At 34.0% G+C, this 18228-nt stretch carries 18 protein-coding genes, 1 tRNA gene and 1 pseudogene; 3 read left to right on the top strand and 17 right to left on the bottom strand.

Features of this window, described 5'->3' with window-relative positions; all coding sequences use genetic code 11:
* Positions 1-355: 355 nt before the first annotated feature.
* From Q4Q40_RS21175 to Q4Q40_RS21135, 9 genes and pseudogenes are all read right to left on the bottom strand, one after another.
* Positions 356-1111, bottom strand: a pseudogene (locus Q4Q40_RS21175) (ParA family protein); the annotation flags it as partial.
* A 119-nt stretch (positions 1112-1230) separates the two neighbouring features.
* On the bottom strand, positions 1231-3384 hold the full coding sequence (gene scpA, locus Q4Q40_RS21170) for a methylmalonyl-CoA mutase (RefSeq protein WP_303304261.1): 2154 nt from the start codon (positions 3382-3384) through the stop codon (positions 1231-1233).
* Positions 3384-4031: a hypothetical protein gene (locus tag Q4Q40_RS21165; RefSeq protein WP_303304041.1), complete on the bottom strand. Its 648-nt coding sequence runs from the start codon at positions 4029-4031 to the stop codon at positions 3384-3386. The genes scpA and Q4Q40_RS21165 overlap by 1 nt, the downstream gene beginning before the upstream one ends.
* Complete coding sequence (locus Q4Q40_RS21160) at positions 4021-5385, bottom strand: methylmalonyl-CoA mutase subunit beta (RefSeq protein WP_303304040.1); 1365 nt, start codon at positions 5383-5385, stop codon at positions 4021-4023. Before Q4Q40_RS21160 ends, Q4Q40_RS21165 begins: the two co-directional genes overlap by 11 nt.
* Positions 5378-5701, bottom strand: a complete 324-nt coding sequence (locus Q4Q40_RS21155) for an FtsB family cell division protein (protein WP_303304039.1) — start codon at positions 5699-5701, stop codon at positions 5378-5380. The genes Q4Q40_RS21160 and Q4Q40_RS21155 overlap by 8 nt, the downstream gene beginning before the upstream one ends.
* Positions 5702-6307: a uridine kinase gene (gene udk / locus Q4Q40_RS21150; RefSeq protein WP_303304038.1), complete on the bottom strand. Its 606-nt coding sequence runs from the start codon at positions 6305-6307 to the stop codon at positions 5702-5704.
* Positions 6308-6375: 68 nt separating this feature from the next.
* Positions 6376-6792, bottom strand: coding sequence for a c-type cytochrome (locus Q4Q40_RS21145; protein ID WP_303304037.1), 417 nt, complete (start codon positions 6790-6792; stop codon positions 6376-6378).
* Between the two features lie 9 nt (positions 6793-6801).
* The gene (locus Q4Q40_RS21140; RefSeq protein WP_303304036.1) at positions 6802-7926 is read right to left on the bottom strand and encodes a PQQ-dependent sugar dehydrogenase; all 1125 of its coding nucleotides are present in this window, start codon (positions 7924-7926) and stop codon (positions 6802-6804) included.
* 20 nt (positions 7927-7946) lie between these two features.
* Positions 7947-10247, bottom strand: a complete 2301-nt coding sequence (locus Q4Q40_RS21135; protein ID WP_303304035.1) for a TonB-dependent receptor domain-containing protein — start codon at positions 10245-10247, stop codon at positions 7947-7949.
* Between the two features lie 146 nt (positions 10248-10393).
* Between Q4Q40_RS21135 and Q4Q40_RS21130 the strand changes: the two genes are divergently transcribed.
* The 3 genes from Q4Q40_RS21130 to Q4Q40_RS24135 all read left to right on the top strand — a co-directional run bounded on the left by Q4Q40_RS21130 (position 10394) and on the right by Q4Q40_RS24135 (position 11687).
* Positions 10394-10468, top strand: a tRNA-Pro gene (locus Q4Q40_RS21130).
* Positions 10469-10693: 225 nt separating this feature from the next.
* Complete coding sequence (locus Q4Q40_RS24140) at positions 10694-11143, top strand: Arm DNA-binding domain-containing protein (RefSeq protein WP_345027187.1); 450 nt, start codon at positions 10694-10696, stop codon at positions 11141-11143.
* On the top strand, positions 11079-11687 hold the full coding sequence (locus tag Q4Q40_RS24135) for a site-specific integrase (protein WP_367892793.1): 609 nt from the start codon (positions 11079-11081) through the stop codon (positions 11685-11687). The genes Q4Q40_RS24140 and Q4Q40_RS24135 overlap by 65 nt, the downstream gene beginning before the upstream one ends.
* Positions 11688-11976: 289 nt before the next feature.
* Here the strand turns inward: Q4Q40_RS24135 and Q4Q40_RS21120 are convergent, their stop codons facing one another.
* The 8 genes from Q4Q40_RS21120 to Q4Q40_RS21090 form a co-directional block, all read right to left on the bottom strand.
* Positions 11977-12426 carry a hypothetical protein gene (locus Q4Q40_RS21120; RefSeq protein WP_303304034.1) on the bottom strand — a complete coding sequence of 150 codons (450 nt, stop codon included), beginning with the start codon at positions 12424-12426 and terminating at the stop codon, positions 11977-11979.
* Between the two features lie 49 nt (positions 12427-12475).
* A complete protein-coding gene (locus Q4Q40_RS21115) occupies positions 12476-12856 on the bottom strand; it encodes a T9SS type A sorting domain-containing protein (RefSeq protein ID WP_303304033.1) in 381 nt (126 codons plus the stop codon).
* 29 nt (positions 12857-12885) lie between these two features.
* The gene (locus tag Q4Q40_RS24245; RefSeq protein ID WP_496559863.1) at positions 12886-13107 is read right to left on the bottom strand and encodes a transposase; all 222 of its coding nucleotides are present in this window, start codon (positions 13105-13107) and stop codon (positions 12886-12888) included.
* Between the two features lie 297 nt (positions 13108-13404).
* A complete protein-coding gene (locus Q4Q40_RS21110) occupies positions 13405-14805 on the bottom strand; it encodes a TlpA disulfide reductase family protein (protein ID WP_303276211.1) in 1401 nt (466 codons plus the stop codon).
* Positions 14802-15542, bottom strand: coding sequence for a fibrobacter succinogenes major paralogous domain-containing protein (locus tag Q4Q40_RS21105; protein WP_303304032.1), 741 nt, complete (start codon positions 15540-15542; stop codon positions 14802-14804). Before Q4Q40_RS21105 ends, Q4Q40_RS21110 begins: the two co-directional genes overlap by 4 nt.
* Before the next feature lie 199 nt (positions 15543-15741).
* Complete coding sequence (locus Q4Q40_RS21100; RefSeq protein ID WP_303304031.1) at positions 15742-16977, bottom strand: DUF8740 domain-containing protein; 1236 nt, start codon at positions 16975-16977, stop codon at positions 15742-15744.
* A gap of 13 nt (positions 16978-16990) precedes the next feature.
* Positions 16991-17461, bottom strand: a complete 471-nt coding sequence (locus tag Q4Q40_RS21095) for a T9SS type A sorting domain-containing protein (protein ID WP_303304030.1) — start codon at positions 17459-17461, stop codon at positions 16991-16993.
* Positions 17462-17840: 379 nt separating this feature from the next.
* Entirely contained in the window at positions 17841-18146 is a 306-nt protein-coding gene (locus tag Q4Q40_RS21090; protein WP_303304029.1) for a T9SS type A sorting domain-containing protein, read from the bottom strand.
* Positions 18147-18228 lie beyond the last annotated feature (82 nt).

Raw genomic sequence — 18228 nt, 5'->3', positions numbered from 1 at the left:
GAGATTAAATTATTTTTAATAACAACTATTGCCCCTTATTTATTTTAAAGGTTGTAAGCTTGTAATCTACAATTTTTTCATTTTCGAAATATAAATACAAATAGTTTTTTTTCATTAAGCTAAAAGATGCGCTTGTTCTGTACATCCATACGCTTGAATGAATATCATTATAAGAAAACCCTAGTACTTCATTTATTTCCTCTCTTTTTAAGCCAATTAAGTGACTGTAATCTTCGTCTTTTTTATCGGTATTTGTATTTGTATGGTCTCTAATAATAAGATCAACATCTTCTGAATCTAGTGTTAGTATTTCAGATAGATCTTTTTCAATTTCCGAATTTGTTGATTCTTCTATATTTTTATTAATGAGCTCTGATGCTAAATTTAAATAATTTTGAGAACCTACACCATCAGGATTATACTTTATTATGCTTAATCCATAACTAGGGGCTTCTCTTATTTTAACATTTCTTTTTATAACGGTATTAAATACCATAGATTCAAAATGTTTAATTAATTCTGTTCGTAATCGGCTTGATATACTTGTTTTTGAATCGTACATGGTGATTAATAATCCTTCTATATCAATATCTGGATTAGAAGATTTTTTAATACTTTTTATTGTAACCAATAGCTTGCTTAATCCTTCTAAAGCATAAAACTCACATTGTACTGGTATAATTACAGAATGACATGCTGTTAAGGCATTAAGAGTTAATAGTCCAAAAGAAGGAGAGCAATCAATTATAATATATTCATAATTATCTATAACTTTTGAAAGCGAGCTTTTTAGCATAAATAAATGCGCAGATTTCGATTTATTTATTTCTATAGATGCTAAGCGTATGTTTGAAGGTATAAAATCAAAATGTGCTAAATCTGGTTTTATAATATTTATTTCAGGTTTGAACGTGTTTGTAAAAAAACTTAAACTACTATGTTTGATATCGTAAGGAACAAGACCAACACCAGAAGTCGCATTTGCTTGAGGGTCTAAGTCTATTAAAAGTACTTTTTTTTCAAGAAGACCGAGTGCGTCTGCCAGATTTATAGACGAAGTAGTTTTACCAACGCCACCTTTTTGATTGGCTATTGCAATAATTTTGTTCATTAGGTTTTAGATAGGGGGTAGTAAAAATACAATTATTTTTGTGTATAATAAACAGAATTTACCGATAATTTACGGTAAACGTAAGTGTTATCTCTCTTTGTTGTCTTTTTATAGATACTTTAGTCAATCAAGATTTCTAAAATCTTAATAGCAGCATCACTAATCTTTGTACCAGGACCAAAAACTGCGATCGCTCCAGCATCAAATAAATATTGATAATCTTGTTTGGGAATCACACCTCCAACAATTACCATGATATCATCACGATCATACGCTTTTAAAGCTTCAATAACTTGTGGTACTAAGGTTTTGTGACCTGCAGCCAATGAAGAAACGCCTAAAATATGTACATCGTTTTCAACAGCTTGTTTTGCTGCTTCTTGTGGTGTTTGAAATAAGGGACCGATATCTACATCAAAACCAACATCTGCATAGCCTGTGGCTACTACTTTAGCACCACGGTCATGACCATCTTGTCCCATTTTTGCAATCATAATACGAGGTCTTCTCCCGTCTTGTTCTGCAAAAACATCGGCTAATTGTTGTGCCTTTTTAAAGGATTTGTCGTCTTTTATTTCTTTACTATACACACCAGAAAATGATTTTATTTGTGCTTTATACCGTCCGAACTCAACTTCTAAAGCATCACTAATTTCCCCAAGAGTAGCACGTTCTCGAGCTGCTTCTACTGCTAAAGCTAATAAATTATTGCCTTCATGGGAGCGAGAATCTTTCGAATTTAAGGAAAATTTTGCAGCTTCGGTTAATTTTGAAAGTGCTGTATTAACTTTTTCTGCGTCTCTCTCTGCTTTAATTTTATTGAGTCGTTCTATTTGTTGATTTCTAACTGTTTGGTTGTCAACTTCAAGTGTTGATAATGGGGCTTCTTCTTCAAGTTTGTACTTATTAACCCCAACAATAATATCTTGGCTAGAATCTATGCGGGCTTGTTTTTTTGCGGCGGCTTCTTCAATTCTAATTTTGGGAATACCAGCTTCAATAGCTTTCGTCATACCTCCTAATTCTTCAACTTCTTCAATTAAAGACCATGCTTTTTGAGCGATATCGTGTGTTAGTTTTTCAACATAATAACTTCCAGCCCAAGGATCTACTGTTTTGGTGATTTTTGTTTCTTCTTGTAAAAAAATTTGCGTGTTTCTAGCTATACGAGCCGAAAAATCGGTTGGTAAAGCGATCGCTTCATCCAGTGCATTGGTATGCAAACTTTGTGTGCCTCCAAAAGCAGCAGCAGCAGCTTCTATAGTGGTTCTTGCTACATTGTTGAAAGGGTCTTGTTCTGTTAAACTCCAACCGCTTGTTTGACAATGTGTACGCAAAGCCAAAGATTTTTCATTTTTAGGATTAAATTGTTTTACTAATTTAGCCCAAAGCATACGTGCTGCACGCATTTTAGCAATCTCCATAAAATGATTCATACCTATAGCCCAAAAGAAAGAAAGACGAGGTGCAAAAGTATCTATATCCATACCAGCAGCGAGCCCTTTTCTTATGTATTCTAAGCCATCGGCAAGCGTGTAAGCTAATTCAATATCGCAGGTTGCACCAGCTTCTTGCATATGATATCCCGAAATACTTATACTATTAAACTTGGGCATGTTTTTACTTGTATATTCAAAAATATCTGAAATAATTTTCATGGAAGGCGTAGGGGGGTAGATGTATGTATTACGCACCATAAATTCTTTTAAGATGTCATTTTGAATTGTACCCGCAAGCAGTTCTGGTTTAACACCTTGTTCTTCTGCTGCCACAATATAAAATGCCATAATAGGTAATACGGCACCATTCATAGTCATGGAAACCGACATTTTATCTAATGGTATTTGATCGAACAACACTTTCATGTCTTCTACCGAATCAATAGCAACACCAGCTTTTCCAACATCACCAACAACCCGTTCGTGGTCGCTATCGTAACCTCTATGGGTTGCTAAATCGAATGCTACAGATAGTCCTTTTTGTCCTGCAGCTAAATTACGTCTGTAGAAAGCATTACTTTCTTCTGCAGTACTAAAACCAGCATATTGTCTTATAGTCCAAGGTCTTCTAACATACATGGTGCTGTAAGGGCCTCGTAAATTTGGTGCCATTCCAGCAACAAACCCGAGGTGTTCCAGATCTTTAATATCATCTTTTGAGTAGGATGATTTTATATCTATACCTTCTGCAGTCGAAAAAAGGTTTACCTTCTTAGTTTTTGATTTATTTTGTTTACTGTTTATTGTGATATGTTGGAGGTTCTTTCTCAAGATTATTCAGATTTTTTATTAAAATCTACTTTAGATTCTGTTTTGTTTAAATTAACTTTAGTAAAATCTACATCAAAAAGTTTGGCATAAAACAAATCTAATGCAATGTAAGTTGCTAAATATTTGTCTTTAATTGCAGTTCTGTATTTATTAAGTAAAGGTGCGCCAAACAATTTTGGACTCATACTGTTAGTTGATACAAGCGCATTAAAGGTTGTTTTTAAAGCAGTGTCTTCTATATTATTTGTAATACAGTCTATAATGACACTATTATAGTTTAAATGGCTTTTAGTATTATTGGCATCCCATAAGGTGTTTTCGTTTTTCAAAGCTTCAAATACTTTAAGAGTATGGGCAGATACGATGTCTTCGTATTTTATTCTTCTGTAAACAGCTGCTCTTACAAATTGGTTGTAAGCCTGAATTTGAGATGTGTTTTTATTGGTTTTGCTATAAAAATTCAAAATATCATTTTCAAAAGTGTATAGAGCTTCGTGGTATAGTTTAGAATTGAAATCATTACATGTTAATACTACAGGAGAATCTGCGTATTGGTATTCTGAAAATGTGTTTTCTTTTTTACAGTTTAATAAAGTAAGTGTTAATAAAAGCGTGATAAGGTTAAAATTTAGGTTCATTTTAGTTTTCATTTTTTAATCGTTCTTGTTCTATTTTTTCTGCTAATCGTTTTTCAATTATTGGTTCTATCCATGTTTTTCTTTGATTTGTTTTTACAAACGGGTAAAGTTCTAACTCATGTTTTATTTTATCTTCTGCATTCGGGTGTTTGTTAGAGCCTAAAAGGATGCGTTCCCCAGCGTTAAATTGCGCTTCTTCTTTGGTAACGTTTTCTTTAATTTTTCGTTGAATAGTGCCTTCTTTTAATTGTTTTAAAAAACCACCATTTTCTTCAATATTTTTAAATAAATCTAAAGCTTTTTCTGCTAGTTGATGTGTTAAAGATTCTATATAATATGCTCCGTCTGATGGATTATTAACGAGACCAAAATAACTTTCATGTTTTAAAACTAATAGTTGATTTCTAGCTATACGTTCACCAAATTCATTGTCTTTATGGTAAATAGCATCATAAGGTAGATTATAGACGCTGTTTGCGCCACCAAGAATAGCACTCATACATTCTGTAGTTGTGCGAAGCATGTTGGTGTTATAATCGTATAGTGTTTTGTTCCGTTTTGTTGGAGATGCTAGGATATAACAATTAGGGGGTGCTTTATATGCTGTTGCTAATGTATCCCAAAGTATTCGTAATGCGCGTAATTTTGCGATCTCAAAAAAGTAGTTGGTGCCAACAGAAACGTTAAAGGTTATTTTTAAAGCAGATAAGACCTCTTTATTGTTTTCAAAATAACTTAAATACTCATTGGCATGTGCTATGGCGTATGCTAATTGTTGTATGATATTGGCTCCTGCATTTTGGTATAGAGATACATTAACCGAAAATGATTTTGTATTTGTTATTATGGTTTCAAACTTAGAGAAATCGTCTTTTAAGTTATGATACCAGTTACCACTTTTTGCCAGATTGCCTATAATATCTGTATGAATATGGATTCCTGTATGAGATGGAATGGCTGTTAGTTGTTTTACAAATGTTTCAGAAAGAAATTGTAATTCAAAATAGAGAGGTGTTGTGTCTGGATTTATATTTTCTAATAAATCGCTAATTAGAATGGCTTCTGAAGGAATAATAAACTTAATGCTTTCTGCACCTCTTTCAATAGCATTAATTGCTTTTTGATTAGATTTCTTAGCATCTGCTACAAAAATAGCTTGGCAAATGTTCCATGTTGTTTCTGTGTTTGAAACGTCATGCTGTTCTTTAAAGTCGTCGGCATGATAAAATGGTTTTACAGAAATAGCTTCGTTTGTTTTCCAAATAAGCGTATCATTATAATCAGCTCCTTTTAAATCGAACTGTATTTTTTGTTTCCATTGTTTAGCTGAAACCGAATCAAATTCATTAAACAACTTATTACTCATTCTTTTTAGTTTTTAAACTGTCTTCGTATTCAATAATATAAATTTCTTCATTGTCGCGTTTCATATAATATTCTTCGCGAGCAAATTTTTCTAAACCATCTTCTGTGCTTAGCTTTTTTATCGCTTTATTATCTTTTTGTATTTCTTTTTTATAATACTCCTTTTCATTTTCTAGGGCTTCTACATCTGTATTTAGTTCGTGATGAATGATCCATGAATTGGCATCAAAAAATAGCATCCAAACTATAAAAGTGGCTAAAATTAAGGAGAGCCAATTTTTAAAGGGTTTAAAAAATTTATGTTTAAAAAATGCCATTTATAGTTTTTCGTTTATTATGGTTTTAACAATATCTATAGCTACTGTATTAAATTTATTGTTTGGTATTATAATATCTGCATATTCTTTCATAGGTTCTATAAATTGATCGTGCATTGGTTTTAACGTTGTTTGGTAACGTACTAAAACTTCATCTAAATCTCTACCACGTTCGGATATGTCCCGTTTTAAACGTCTTATTAAACGTTCGTCTGTGTCTGCATGCACAAATATTTTAATATCAAACATAGCCCTTAAGTCTGGATTTGTTAAAATTAAAATGCCTTCAACAATTATAACTTTTCTAGGGTGTGTTAAAATAGTATCACCAGTTCTATTATGTTTAACGAAAGAATATACTGGTTGGTGTATGGGGGTATTGTTCTTAAGTGCTTTTAAATGATTTGCTAAAAGCTCAAAATCGATAGAACGCGGATGGTCAAAATTTGTTTTTACACGTTCTTCGTAAGATAAATGCGTCGTGTCTTTATAATAGGAATCTTGAGAAATCACTCCAACCTCGCCTTCGGGAAGCTCATTTAGTATCTGATTTACAACTGTAGTTTTACCGCAACCAGTGCCGCCTGCAATTCCAATTATAAGCATTATTGATGTTGTTTAGTTAGCTTTGACAAAGTTAGTTAAATGGGATGTTATTTAAATATGAAAATAACTTATTTTTTAATTTTTGAAACTTCTTCTTCTGTAACTATTTTATCATTTTTATTGCCCCAACTGTTTGTAATATAGTTCATAACATCTGCTACTTCATCATCACTTAAACCCATAGGAACCATATTACCATTGTATGTTTTTCCGTTAACTATAATGGTTCCTTTTTGTCCATATTTAATTCCTTTAATACTGGCTTCCCGATTTTTTATAAGATAATCTGAATTGGCTAATGGCGGATACACTTTTTCTACGCCAGCGCCATTAGGCAGATGGCATGAGACACAAAAATCTGTATAAATTTCCTTACCTCTTTGTATGCTTTCTTTTAAAGGATCTATTGGTGGTTTCCTATTTTGATTTATGTAAATTATAACTACAGGAGATAGCGCTATTAGGCTAGCAATAATTAATTTCATGTGTTTATTTTAATGTTCTGGAACAATTTTTACAATACCTAAACCTTCAATAGCCGCATAAATATAACCATCGGGTGCTTCTAGTACATTTCTAACGCGACCTATGCCTTCAAATAATTTTTCGCGTTTTACAACTTTATTGTTTTCTAAAACTAGTCTTTCTATGTATTTGAACTTTAAAGACCCAACAAGAATATTTCCTTTCCAATTTGGGTACTTATCCGAAGAAATAAAAGTCATACCACTAGGAGCGATAGAAGGTACCCAATAAAATAAAGGTTGTTCCATATTTTCTTTTGCTGTAATATCTGTAAACGTTGTACCATCATAATTAATACCATACGAAATAACTGGCCACCCGAAGTTTTTACCTTTTTGTATGATATTAATTTCATCACCTCCCCGAGGGCCATGTTCATTCACCCAAATATCTCCTGTAAACGGATTTTTTATCATGCCTTGTGGGTTTCTATGCCCGTAACTATAAATAGCCCTTTTTGCATTGGTTGCGTTTGTAAAGGGATTGTCTTCTGGAATGCTTCCATCATCATTTAATCTGTAAATTTTACCACAATCTCGAGTAATATCTTGTGGGTTTACATCTCTATTACCTCTATCTCCCACAGAAAAATACAAGTAACCTTTATCGTCAAACTCAATACGAGATCCCCAATGTTGCCCTTTTTTTGTATTAGGACCAGCTTTATAAAGTAATTGTTTTTCAACTAAGGTGTTGTTATCTAACTTGGCTCTTAAAATGGCTGTGTTACCACCATCTGCATCTCCTTCTTGTGATGCATAAGCTATATAAATCCATCCGTTGTTTTTATAATTAGGGTGTAATTCTAAATCCATTAAACCACCTTGACCACGTACATATATTTCTGGTAAGCCTTCAATATTCTTTTTTACACCGTTTTTAAAATGAATGAGCTCACCTGTTTTTTCAGTAATAAGCATGCTTCCATCTGGTAAAAGAACCATGCCCCAGGGAATATCTAAATCTGGAACAATGAGTTCGGTTGTATAATTAACATTAACAGGTGTTTCCGCTTTTATTTCAGATTCTATTTGTTGGGCACATGACATGCATGTTATAAAGATTAGTGATAAAAACGAAAAAATAGTTCTCATGGCTTTTTGTTTATAGTTATTTAAAACATATAATTTATGTTGATTCCTGTATAATAATTTACAGGATTCCCTGGGTAATAATATCTTGGCGCACTGCCATTAAAACCAGAGGTGTTTATCAAAATTTGTGATGCATAGGTTTTATCAAAGATATTATTTATACCTAAGAAAATATTTAAGTTTAGCTTTTTATTAAGATATGTTTTGTATCCAACTTTGAAATTCGTTAAGTTATAACTGTCTGAATATAGGCTGTTACTATCTGTAATAGGCATCTCGCTTACATATTGAAAATTAATATTTCCGTAAAATCCTAATGATGATTCGATATTAATTCCTGCGTTAAAAACGTCTGAAGGGACACCTGTTAAATCATTGCCTGAAAAATTAGTGTCACCATCAATAAATTCTTTAAATTTAAAATTATTGAGCGTGTAGTTTAGAAATGAATTTATAGATAGCGTTTCTTTCTGTAGCCATTGGTAATTCAATGATAATTCTAATCCGTCATGTTGCGTACTTCCAGCATTTATTCCGATAAATTCATCTTGAGCAGTTCTGCGAGATACTAACAGATTCTTAATTGCTAAGCGATAAAGTGCCAAATTGAATTGTAAACGATTATTTATAAAAGCACCTCGTGTTCCAATTTCATAATTCCATCCCGTTTCTGGTTTAAGATTGGTGTTTATTTGTCCGTCGGGTAACAAGGTTTCATTTAATGAAATAGGAGAGAAGCCGTGGCTAACATTTGAATAAAGGCTAATACTCTTATAAATTAGATAAGACATGCCAAATTTAGGGGATATTATATTCTTGAATTTAAAGTTGCCAGATTGATCTGGATTGTTTTCTGAAACAGGAAACCTATCGTTTAAATGATATGAGGTTTGGTTTAAATTTAAACCTATTGAAAGTGTCGTTTTTTCTGAAGGCTCATAATTAGTTTCAAAAAAGGCGTTGTAATAATTTCTTTTTTCTTTAAAGTTTGATAATCTATTACCCTCAACACTTCCAGTACCATCAGGAAAATCTTGATATAAATTTTCAAATGTTCCATATGTGTAAGTGTCTCTAAAAAGTTCACCTCCAAGTGTCCAGTTAAGAGTTTTGTCGAAAAGCTTAGAGTTTCCTAAAATTCGACTTCTAATACCTATTGCTAAGGTGTTTTCTTTTAAAATATCAAAAGGTCTGGGTTCGTAAGCATCATAAAAAGAAGTAAAAATACTGGTTGCCTGTTTTGTGTTTTTACTATATTGATGATTCCAAGACAGACCGAAAACCCCTCGTTTAGAGTCTTCAAAACCTTGTGATTGTTTCCAGGTAAATGCAGCCGATTTAGGACTGTTTAGATAGGTTTCTTCGTTAATCGAGCTAGGAATAAAGGCATTCAGATCTACGTAACTAGCTAAAAAAGACAGCTCGTTTTTTTTGCTTAAATAGTGATTTGTGTTTATGGTAAAGGTCTGCCTATTATATGTGTTGTTTTCCCGATAGCCGTCACTATGTGTATTGCTGTAAACAGCTTTAAAACTATGGGTTTTAGTACCATGATTTATACTTATAGTACCTTTTGATAGTCCGAAAGACCCTATAGATATTTTATTATTTATATTAGATTGATTTAGAAATGCATTTTTTGGTGTTAGGTGAATAGTGCCACCAAGACCAGCTCCATAAATACTAGAAGTAGCTCCTTTTATAATTTTTAAACGGGAGATGGTATTTAATTCAAAATCTTCAATGGTTGTTTCTCCGCTCCCAGATGTTAAAGGTATATCTTTAAAATAGGCTCTAATTTTAGCTGTTCCGAATAAATTTCTGGAACCAATACCTCTAATTGTAATTCGGTTTGTGTTAAGAGCAGCACTTTGCATAAATATTCCAGGTGTTCTGTTTAAAATAGGTGCTATATTGATGTCGTTACCTAGCTCTATATCTTTTAACGGAATAATACTAATTGAAGCTGTTGCTCTTTTTAGTTTTTTAGGTATATGATTTGAATTAATAATAACTTCATTTAATTCGGATGGATTAATACTTAGTTGAATTATATGATATGTGTTATTTTTTAATTCAAGAGTCTTTTCAAGGTAGCCTTCTTTTTTGAATGAATATTTACCAACTGTAGAGATTTCAAAGGTTCCATTTAAATTAGAAACGGTAGTGGTTTTCGTATCGAGATTTGTGATTTGTACACTTGCTATAAAAGTGTTATTGTCTCTATCAATAATTTTTCCTTTAATTTTTGATTGTCCAAAAGCACTAAAAACTATGCCGATAAAAGGTAAAACTAAAATTATATTTTTTATAAAGTACATGGGGAATATGATGTGTTTAAGCACGCTAAATTATAGTTTTTTTTGGTATGTATTTTTAATTACATCTAAAGGTGAATTTTTTTGATATAAAAAATGGTGTAATGAATAAAAAAACTATATTTGCAGTCCTAAAATGATAACCAATTCGGGGTGTAGCGTAGCCCGGTTATCGCGCCGCGTTTGGGACGCGGAGGTCGCAGGTTCGAATCCTGCCACCCCGACGAACCTAGTAATAGGTTACAACAAAACACTGTTAATTGTATGATTATCAGTGTTTTTTGTTTTTGCACATTTTATTTGATACCAAATGATACCATTTAAACCCATATAAAAGGTGTGCAATTAGGTGTGCAATGTTTCACTGAAATTGTATTAACTTTATGGAGCTTTGAGGCATGATTTGACTTTCGTCTTTACAAATCATTGTTTAATCAAAGTCACTTAAAATGAGAGCAGTAAATACCTTTTCTATTACTTTTTTTACTAGAAAATCAAGAAGTAATCCCAATGAACTTTCCATCTATGTCCGTATCACCGTAAAAGGAAAACGAGCAGAAATCAGTCTAAAAATGTGTGTAAATTCAACGCAATGGGATTCCACCAAAAACAAGGGTAGGGGCAACACGGAAAAAATAAGAGTTTTAAACGCTTATTTAGACCAAGTATATACCAAACTACTTCAATGCCACAAACAGCTGATAGAAGAGGATAAAATCCTATCCTCGGATGCGATAAAAACTAGATATTTAGGAGAAGACGATAGGAGTAAGACCCTGAGAGAACTTATAGCGTATCATAATAGTAATCAAGGATTCCAAGAAACAACTTTCTATGGGAAACAATGGGGTAATGAAACATCTGGAACGTTTCAAGAAAATCATAAATCTAGCCATTAAATTGGACTGGATGAGCAAAAATCCGTTTGACCGCTTCCAATTAAAATATGATAAATACGATAGGGCGTTTTTAACAGAAAGGGAACTGGAATTATTAGAGAACACGGATTTTAAAAGTGACCGCTTACAGCGAATAAAAGATTGCTTTGTCTTTTCTTGCTATACGGGACTATCGTATGTAGATGTAAAGGAGCTTACAGAAGATAATATTGTCAAGGGTATAGACAATAATAACTGGATATATACCAAACGAGAGAAAACGGACGAGCTTGTAAAAATACCCATTCTGCCCAAAGCTTGGAGAATACTTCAAAAGTACCGTGTAGCAAGAGAAATGGAATTTACCACAAACATATTACCCATAAGCTCCAACCAAAAGACCAATAGCTATTTAAAGGAAATTGCAAAATCAAGTGGCATCCACAAAAACATTTCCTTTCATGTCGCCAGACATACTTTTGCCACTACGGTAATGCTGTCCAATGGCGTACCTATAGAAACGGTATCCAAGCTTTTAGGGCACACCAAGCTATCAACAACATAAATATACGCTAGAGTGGTGGAGAGTAAGATAAGCGAGGATATAAACAGATTATTGGAAAGATTCGAAGAAAAGAGAAGTAAAGCTATAAGTAATTGTTGAGCAATAGCATGTGGCATTGTTGAAATAGAACAACGCTTCCCAAAGGTCGAGTTGTTTCCAGTTCAACAAGCATTTCACCACCATCATTTTTTAATGATTTTTAAATTTTCTAAAGAACAAATTGAACGGAAGGGAAATTTCGTAAACAAGTACCTAACTTTTTACTTGTATTAAACGACAATAAGGTTCATTAATCTATTTCTATTTTTTCGTATTTAATCTGTATCTGAGGAACCACCGATGTGTTATTGATAATAAGGGTATTCTCTTCCTCTTCAAATTCTACAATTTTTTTCGTATCGTTTGAATTTGAGTAAAATGACAATTGATTATCTTCTTGTAAGAAGAAACCATCTTGTTCTTCATCTATTTTCAATTTGGTAAAATTATATATGTACGCTCCACTTCTTGGATTTACATCATCAGCATAATTTGAAAAAAGTGAAAGGGTATCTCCAGAGGAAATAGATTCCCAATTTGTTGCCCCACTATTTAGTTCTATCTCTTTCCATTTTGTTAAATAACCGTATACTGGAGGATCGGTTATTAGTATGGGTTCGTTATTAGTGTTTTCTAAAGAACAAGAAAACACTAAAGTAGCAACAGATAATAGTGCTATAAAATAAATTTTATACTTCATACTTTTCGTAATTAAAATTATTGATATTAGATGTAAGACCAAATTGTCATTATCTGGCTATCAACACTTTTTTAATAGATATATTACCTGTTTTGGTTTCCAGTTGTAGGAGATACATTCCATTAGATAAGTGGCTTGTATCTATTTCTAGTGCGCTTTCTGAATATAAATAGGCTCCAGTCATGTTATATATGCTTACTTGATGCAATTCTTGCTCTGAACTTAAATTAATATAAACTTTATCTTTTGCGGGGTTAGGGTAAAGGGTAAAATAATCTTTTTCAGGCTCATTTGTAGTTAACGTGTCATCATAAAACCCTGTCCACCCAGCAACTTCGTAATCATTCATGGTACCAGAAGGAACCGTTAAAGTTATACTACTACGATTTGAAAAAGCACTTGTGGGCAGGAGTGGAATGTTACTACTCATATTTGCTATCACTTCGGTAATTGGATTATCTAAAAAAGCGCTATCTCCAATACTCTCAACATTAGCAGGAATCTCATCTTGTTCAGGTATCCATAAATGTATAATTTGAGCAGGTCTGATGGATGATAGGCTGGACGACCATTTTCAATAAAATCTGCCTTAAAACCGTAGTCCCTTAATGTTAGACTGTTAACAAATAAATCTATCAGCCTAACATCGTTGTTTAAATCTATAGATTCTTCTAAAGAAATAGGAAAAAGATGGATCTGACTTCTGTCTTATCCTTTTATGTGTTTCATACCTTAAGATGCTTACAATCACAGTATTTGCCTAATAATTGGCAGTAGATTTATTCACAAAGTTATTAAAGGTTTTTAGACAGTCTGACGGATGGCAATATGCCACGAAGCGGATTGCGAGTAATTCACTATCAAACCGAGTTGAAGTTGAAACGGGCGAAAACCGCCCCAATTAAGCACTTCACCGCTTTTTGCTATATTGCGTGTTAGCGTTTCGTTGGTTATTGTCATGCTATTTTTCATTTCTAGTTACTTATTGCCTTGCACCAAATACCAATCTACCCACGAGTCTAATTGACTTACTGAATTAGGTCGCAGTAAAATTTCTCGTTTATTATTAAGCAAATAAATGGTTGGGGTGGCAAATACATGATAACTTTGTACAATAGGGCTTTCCCATTTTTGGTAATCGCAGATGCTAATAAATGGAAACAATTCTGCAAAACTTTTAAATATGTTCTTGTCTTCGTCTAATGACACAAATACAACTTCAACGCCTTGTTCTTTCCATTTAGCATATTGTTTGGCCATTTGCGACAACTCTTGCGGGCATTGTGGACACCAACTTGCACCAAATACAACTACTGTATAATTGCTTTTTATATCGGAAAGCATTTTGGGTATTTCGGTAGCTTTATAGCTGGGTGCAATAATATCGTTCTTAAATTTAATATCTGGTGCTGTATTTCCTTTTTTCATGGCACGATAGCTTTCTAATTGTACCGCAAAATCGTTGTTAATGGTGCAGCCCTGCTCGTTGAGTAATTTCAATGCCAAATATTCTGATGCTCTGAATAAACTGCGTTTTTCAAGAGATTTGAATAAGTATTCTGTTATCTCATTCAATTTATATTCGTCCGGTAAAAGGTTTGCAACCAAAATGTCTATGGATTTATTCATTTCTATGTAAACAGAATCCAAAGAGCGACCGCTGTTTTCTATTAACCAAAAATGACTTTCAATAACTTCTTTCAGCAAGCCGCTATTATAAAGGCGTTTATCGGTGTAATCTATTTCTCTGAATGCTTGAATAGTAGAAGGAATTTCTTCGGTGCGGTATTGGGCTATGGTAGAGACCGAACTCCCCAATTTGCGAAGCGGCAAATAATAACTTACATAAGAATTTTTGGGTAAACTCGCCAAGAATAAACTGTCTTCGGCTATAATGCGTTGTTTTTCGGTTTCTATTGCCTGTTTGGGAATTTTATGAACAGCAAAAAGCGAATCTTTCCTGTAAACTTTTGTAAGGTAGTCCCATGCACTCAAAGTTTGTTCACGGCGTGGATGCTCCGTGGCATATTGCTCAAAAAGTTTATTTTGTTTACCGCTTATAATTACAATGGTTTCATGTGTAGCAAATTTTTCGGCTACTAATTGCAGGTTTTCATTTTCCGAAAGTATAATAACAAAACTTTTATTGTCCTGCAACAAAAGATAGCCCATGCCATAATCATTTTTACTGAATTTTAAATTAAATCTGCCTTTTTCATCAGCTTGTGTACTGTCAATTGCGTAAGTATCAAAACCGTTAAATCCTACAAGTTTAATGTGTTGATTGGCAAGTCCTGTAAATGTGCCTGTAATGCTGTTTTGGGCATAAGTAAAAGCACAAATGAATAATAAAACAATTATGGCTTTGAGTTTTTTCATAATACATTAATTTTAAAATTGGCATTAAAAGAAACAAGGGCTGTGGTTGAACCATGCATAGTATTACAATCCTTAAGGCAACGTACACTAAAGCCGTTCGCCCGGTTGTTGCTGTTCATGTTGGCATTGCTGCTGTTGAAGTTCAGGTTTCTGGCGTTTGTACCACTAACCGTACTTGACCAATAGTTGCCGTTGGAACCCACATTGTTGAGCGAACCATTGCTGTTGTTGCGGTTGCCTGCCACGGGCAATAAAACATATCTTCTACACATTTCAAAACAATGCATCGTTCTGAAACTGCTTACGCTTGTATCTCGCAAAAGGCGGGACGATATGTTAGGATTATTTGCTGCACTCCCCATACTATTCGTTTTTCTGTTCTTTAGCATGAGCTCCGGCAGTGTATTTTTGCCATGATGAAAGTTGTAATTTTGTTTAATGTCTTCTTTCAATGAAAAAACAATACCATAAGTTTTTTCAGTATAGCTTGTAGCTTGTATAGCTTCTGAAATAGCTTGTAGCTTTAAATTCTCTTTCTCTATTTCGCTTGCCGGAAAACCCAAACTCCGCACCTCCGCACCTACACTTTTTACAAATTTTGAGCTTACTTTATATGCCCGTACCTTTTGAGTAAACATCATAGCATCCTCGTTATAGCACTTATAAAATAAACCTTCTTTGAAAAGTGTAAATCTTGTTTTATCGGCACTAACTTGTCTTTTTTCTGCTATGGTCATATTATGGATATTTCAAAAAAAAATTATTAACATGATTTTTGCTCAACTCGGCATAGTTTAAACAAGTTCAACTCTGCTCTTGTTTTTCGCAAAAATTCCGACCCGCAAAGCGGGTATTATAAAAAACTACCTGTCCGCCGAAAAGGCGGAACAGGTAGTTTAAGTGACAAAGTATCAAATCGCTTCGCTAATCAAAGTGTCAATCCTTAAGGCAACGTACACTAAAGCCGTACGCCCGGCCGTAGCTGTTCATGTAGGCATCGCTGCTGAGGAAGTACAGGGTACTGGCGTTTGTACCACTAACCGTACTTGACCAATAGAGGCCGTAGGAACCCACATTGTAGAGCGAACCAGAGCTGCTGCGGCGGTAGCCTGCCACGGGCAATTTAAGTGGCGATGCAAAAGCACCGGCTGAATTATTACTGTCCCAGCTCGTGCGCTCGTTTCCCCATTCAGCTTCTGTTGGCAGGCGGTAACCACTTGGGCAAGGGTTGTTGGTGCCGCTTACGCCCTGCCATAAATTGTCGTTTTGTGAGCTACGCCAGTCGGCTGGGCTACTGTTGGTAATAAAATCGCCATGCCCGGGAGTATCACTTGTTGCTAATGTAGCTGTTGTGCTTGATGTTCTGCTTTCGTGCCCATCGGCAGCACGCCCCCATTGGTACAAGTCCCCGTAAGCATCAGCATCGTTACTGCTTGTTGCTACTTGCGAAGCTCCAAGGTTGCGGTCCATCCATATTTTGCCTGTGGCGGAAGTTATATCTTGCCACATTAGTCCAGATGTAGGATCAATATTGGTCCAAATTGGTACGCCATTTAGATTAGTAAGTCTTTGCCCTGTAGTTCCTGCTGCCACTATTACCCATGCAGTGCCGTTCCAGTATTGCATTTGGCCGGTAGCTGTGCCTGTGATAGCCCCCACTTTTGCAGTATTGGCAACTACATGGTCATTATCTGACACCAAGGCATCGGTATATCCTACTTTTAAAGTGTTGGCAGCTATTTCATTAGCTTGTGCAGTCGAAATACCATTTTCAGCTTTTTTTGCCTGCAATGCATAAGGTACACTTAACAACTGGCTTGTGCCTGCAATGGTATAGCTTGTGCCTCCTGTTGGGTCGGTTTCTGTTTTTATAAAAGAAGGACCAGAAGACCAATCTATGGTAGTAAAATTGCCACTTAAAACAGTTCCTGTTCCTATTTCTAATGTTACTAATCCGTTAACATTAGTGGTTGGTGTTTGGTTTTCTTTGTATACAACTGTTCCTGTCGCTGTAGTTTGCAAAATGCTTATTTGCATCCCTACTACTTGGTTTGTTACTAAAGCACCTGCTCCATCGCGGATTACCGCTTGATAACTCATTTTTTCGGGTGCTTGTGCAAAGGTGGTTGCTGTTAGTAATACAGCTAAAATAAATGTAAATAATTTTTTCATTGGTTTGACCTCCTTAATTTTTAATGATTTTAAATGTTTTTAATTCATGGCTATTTTGGTTTACTTTTAGTACATAGGTACCTGATGCCAAATTTTGCATCGCTATTTGGGTATTGGCTTGTGTTGTTATGCCTTTTGTAACTGCTCTACCTTGTAAATCATAAAGGACATAGCTTAAATCTGTAAGATTGGTATCGCTTATGGCTAACACAACATAATCTGTTGTAGGATTAGGGTAGGTAACTGCTGATAAATTTACAGTTGTAAGTTCTGGATTACTTAAGCTAAAGTGTTCGATAGCTTGCTGAACGCCTTGGGAAACGGTACCACTACCTGTATTTATGGTATAAACCAATTGACCAAAAGAATAACTGGATGACCCTCCACTTCCTGTGGCTACTCCTCCTGATGCTGGAATATTTTCTTGCGAAGAAATTAAATGTGTTACAAATAATAAACACATTACTAATATTCTAGTTTTCATAATTTAGGGGTTTATTCATGAAATAAAGAACAAAATTGAAACTCTTATAGGTAGCATCCAAAAGAATGCGCCAAACTTTGTTAAAATAGGGACTAAACAGGTTGTCTATGGGATGTTATAAAAGTTATAATATTCGAAGTAGCCTTTAAAACATAAAAAACTGACCCGTTTTATTGATAAGGATCTCTTTTATATCCTCGTAGTTATCTCTTGTATTTTGTGGTTCTTTCTGAGTATTTTTTTCTTTTTTTTGATTCAGATTGTGTTTTTATCCACAATTAATGCGTTTTCTATTACGTTTCCGATTCCGCATTTCATTTTCACACTATCTTTGCGTTTTCTTCGATTCTACATTATGTGTAGTAACAAGGTGTTTTTATTAGTTAATAATCAATTTTTCAGTTGAAACTATACCATTTTGAATGAAACTGATAAAATACATACCACTGGAAAGTCTATCCGTTTTTATTTCATAAAAGTTCGAATTTGAGAACTCAAATTCTGCAACTAATTGCCCATAATAATTATTCACTTTAACCATTGTTTTATTTAATAAACTAGCTTCAACCCGTAATAATCGACCTTCTTTAATTGGATTTGGATACAGAGAAAATAAATCTTCTTTACTTAATTCAATATCGTTTATTTCTTCATTAATTTTAAAACTTTGATTTGGAGAAATCAATGTCCGCTCAACTCTTAAGTCTTTATGTCCATCTACAAGCCAAACATACGATTCAATAATTCCTTCATTGTTTGAGGTTACA

The sequence above is a fragment of the Flavivirga jejuensis genome (assembly GCF_030540765.1).
GTDB classification, from domain to species: Bacteria; Bacteroidota; Bacteroidia; order Flavobacteriales; family Flavobacteriaceae; genus Flavivirga; species Flavivirga jejuensis.
This window is presented reverse-complemented; position numbering and strand designations above follow the sequence as displayed.

Coding starts and splice junctions, on each gene's coding strand:
- Q4Q40_RS21155 (WP_303304039.1), bottom strand. CDS start 5,701: ATGGCATTTTTTAAACATAAATTTTTTAAACCCTTTAAAAATTGGCTC.
- Q4Q40_RS21120 (WP_303304034.1), bottom strand. CDS start 12,426: ATGAAGTATAAAATTTATTTTATAGCACTATTATCTGTTGCTACTTTA.
- Q4Q40_RS21165 (WP_303304041.1), bottom strand. CDS start 4,031: ATGAAAACTAAAATGAACCTAAATTTTAACCTTATCACGCTTTTATTA.
- udk (WP_303304038.1), bottom strand. CDS start 6,307: ATGCTTATAATTGGAATTGCAGGCGGCACTGGTTGCGGTAAAACTACA.
- Q4Q40_RS24135 (WP_367892793.1), top strand. CDS start 11,079: ATGGGAAACAATGGGGTAATGAAACATCTGGAACGTTTCAAGAAAATC.
- Q4Q40_RS21105 (WP_303304032.1), bottom strand. CDS start 15,542: ATGACCATAGCAGAAAAAAGACAAGTTAGTGCCGATAAAACAAGATTT.
- Q4Q40_RS21140 (WP_303304036.1), bottom strand. CDS start 7,926: ATGAGAACTATTTTTTCGTTTTTATCACTAATCTTTATAACATGCATG.
- Q4Q40_RS21135 (WP_303304035.1), bottom strand. CDS start 10,247: ATGTACTTTATAAAAAATATAATTTTAGTTTTACCTTTTATCGGCATA.
- Q4Q40_RS21145 (WP_303304037.1), bottom strand. CDS start 6,792: ATGAAATTAATTATTGCTAGCCTAATAGCGCTATCTCCTGTAGTTATA.
- Q4Q40_RS21095 (WP_303304030.1), bottom strand. CDS start 17,461: ATGAAAACTAGAATATTAGTAATGTGTTTATTATTTGTAACACATTTA.
- Q4Q40_RS24140 (WP_345027187.1), top strand. CDS start 10,694: ATGAGAGCAGTAAATACCTTTTCTATTACTTTTTTTACTAGAAAATCA.
- Q4Q40_RS21110 (WP_303276211.1), bottom strand. CDS start 14,805: ATGAAAAAACTCAAAGCCATAATTGTTTTATTATTCATTTGTGCTTTT.
- Q4Q40_RS21160 (WP_303304040.1), bottom strand. CDS start 5,385: ATGAGTAATAAGTTGTTTAATGAATTTGATTCGGTTTCAGCTAAACAA.
- Q4Q40_RS21115 (WP_303304033.1), bottom strand. CDS start 12,856: ATGAGTAGTAACATTCCACTCCTGCCCACAAGTGCTTTTTCAAATCGT.
- Q4Q40_RS21100 (WP_303304031.1), bottom strand. CDS start 16,977: ATGAAAAAATTATTTACATTTATTTTAGCTGTATTACTAACAGCAACC.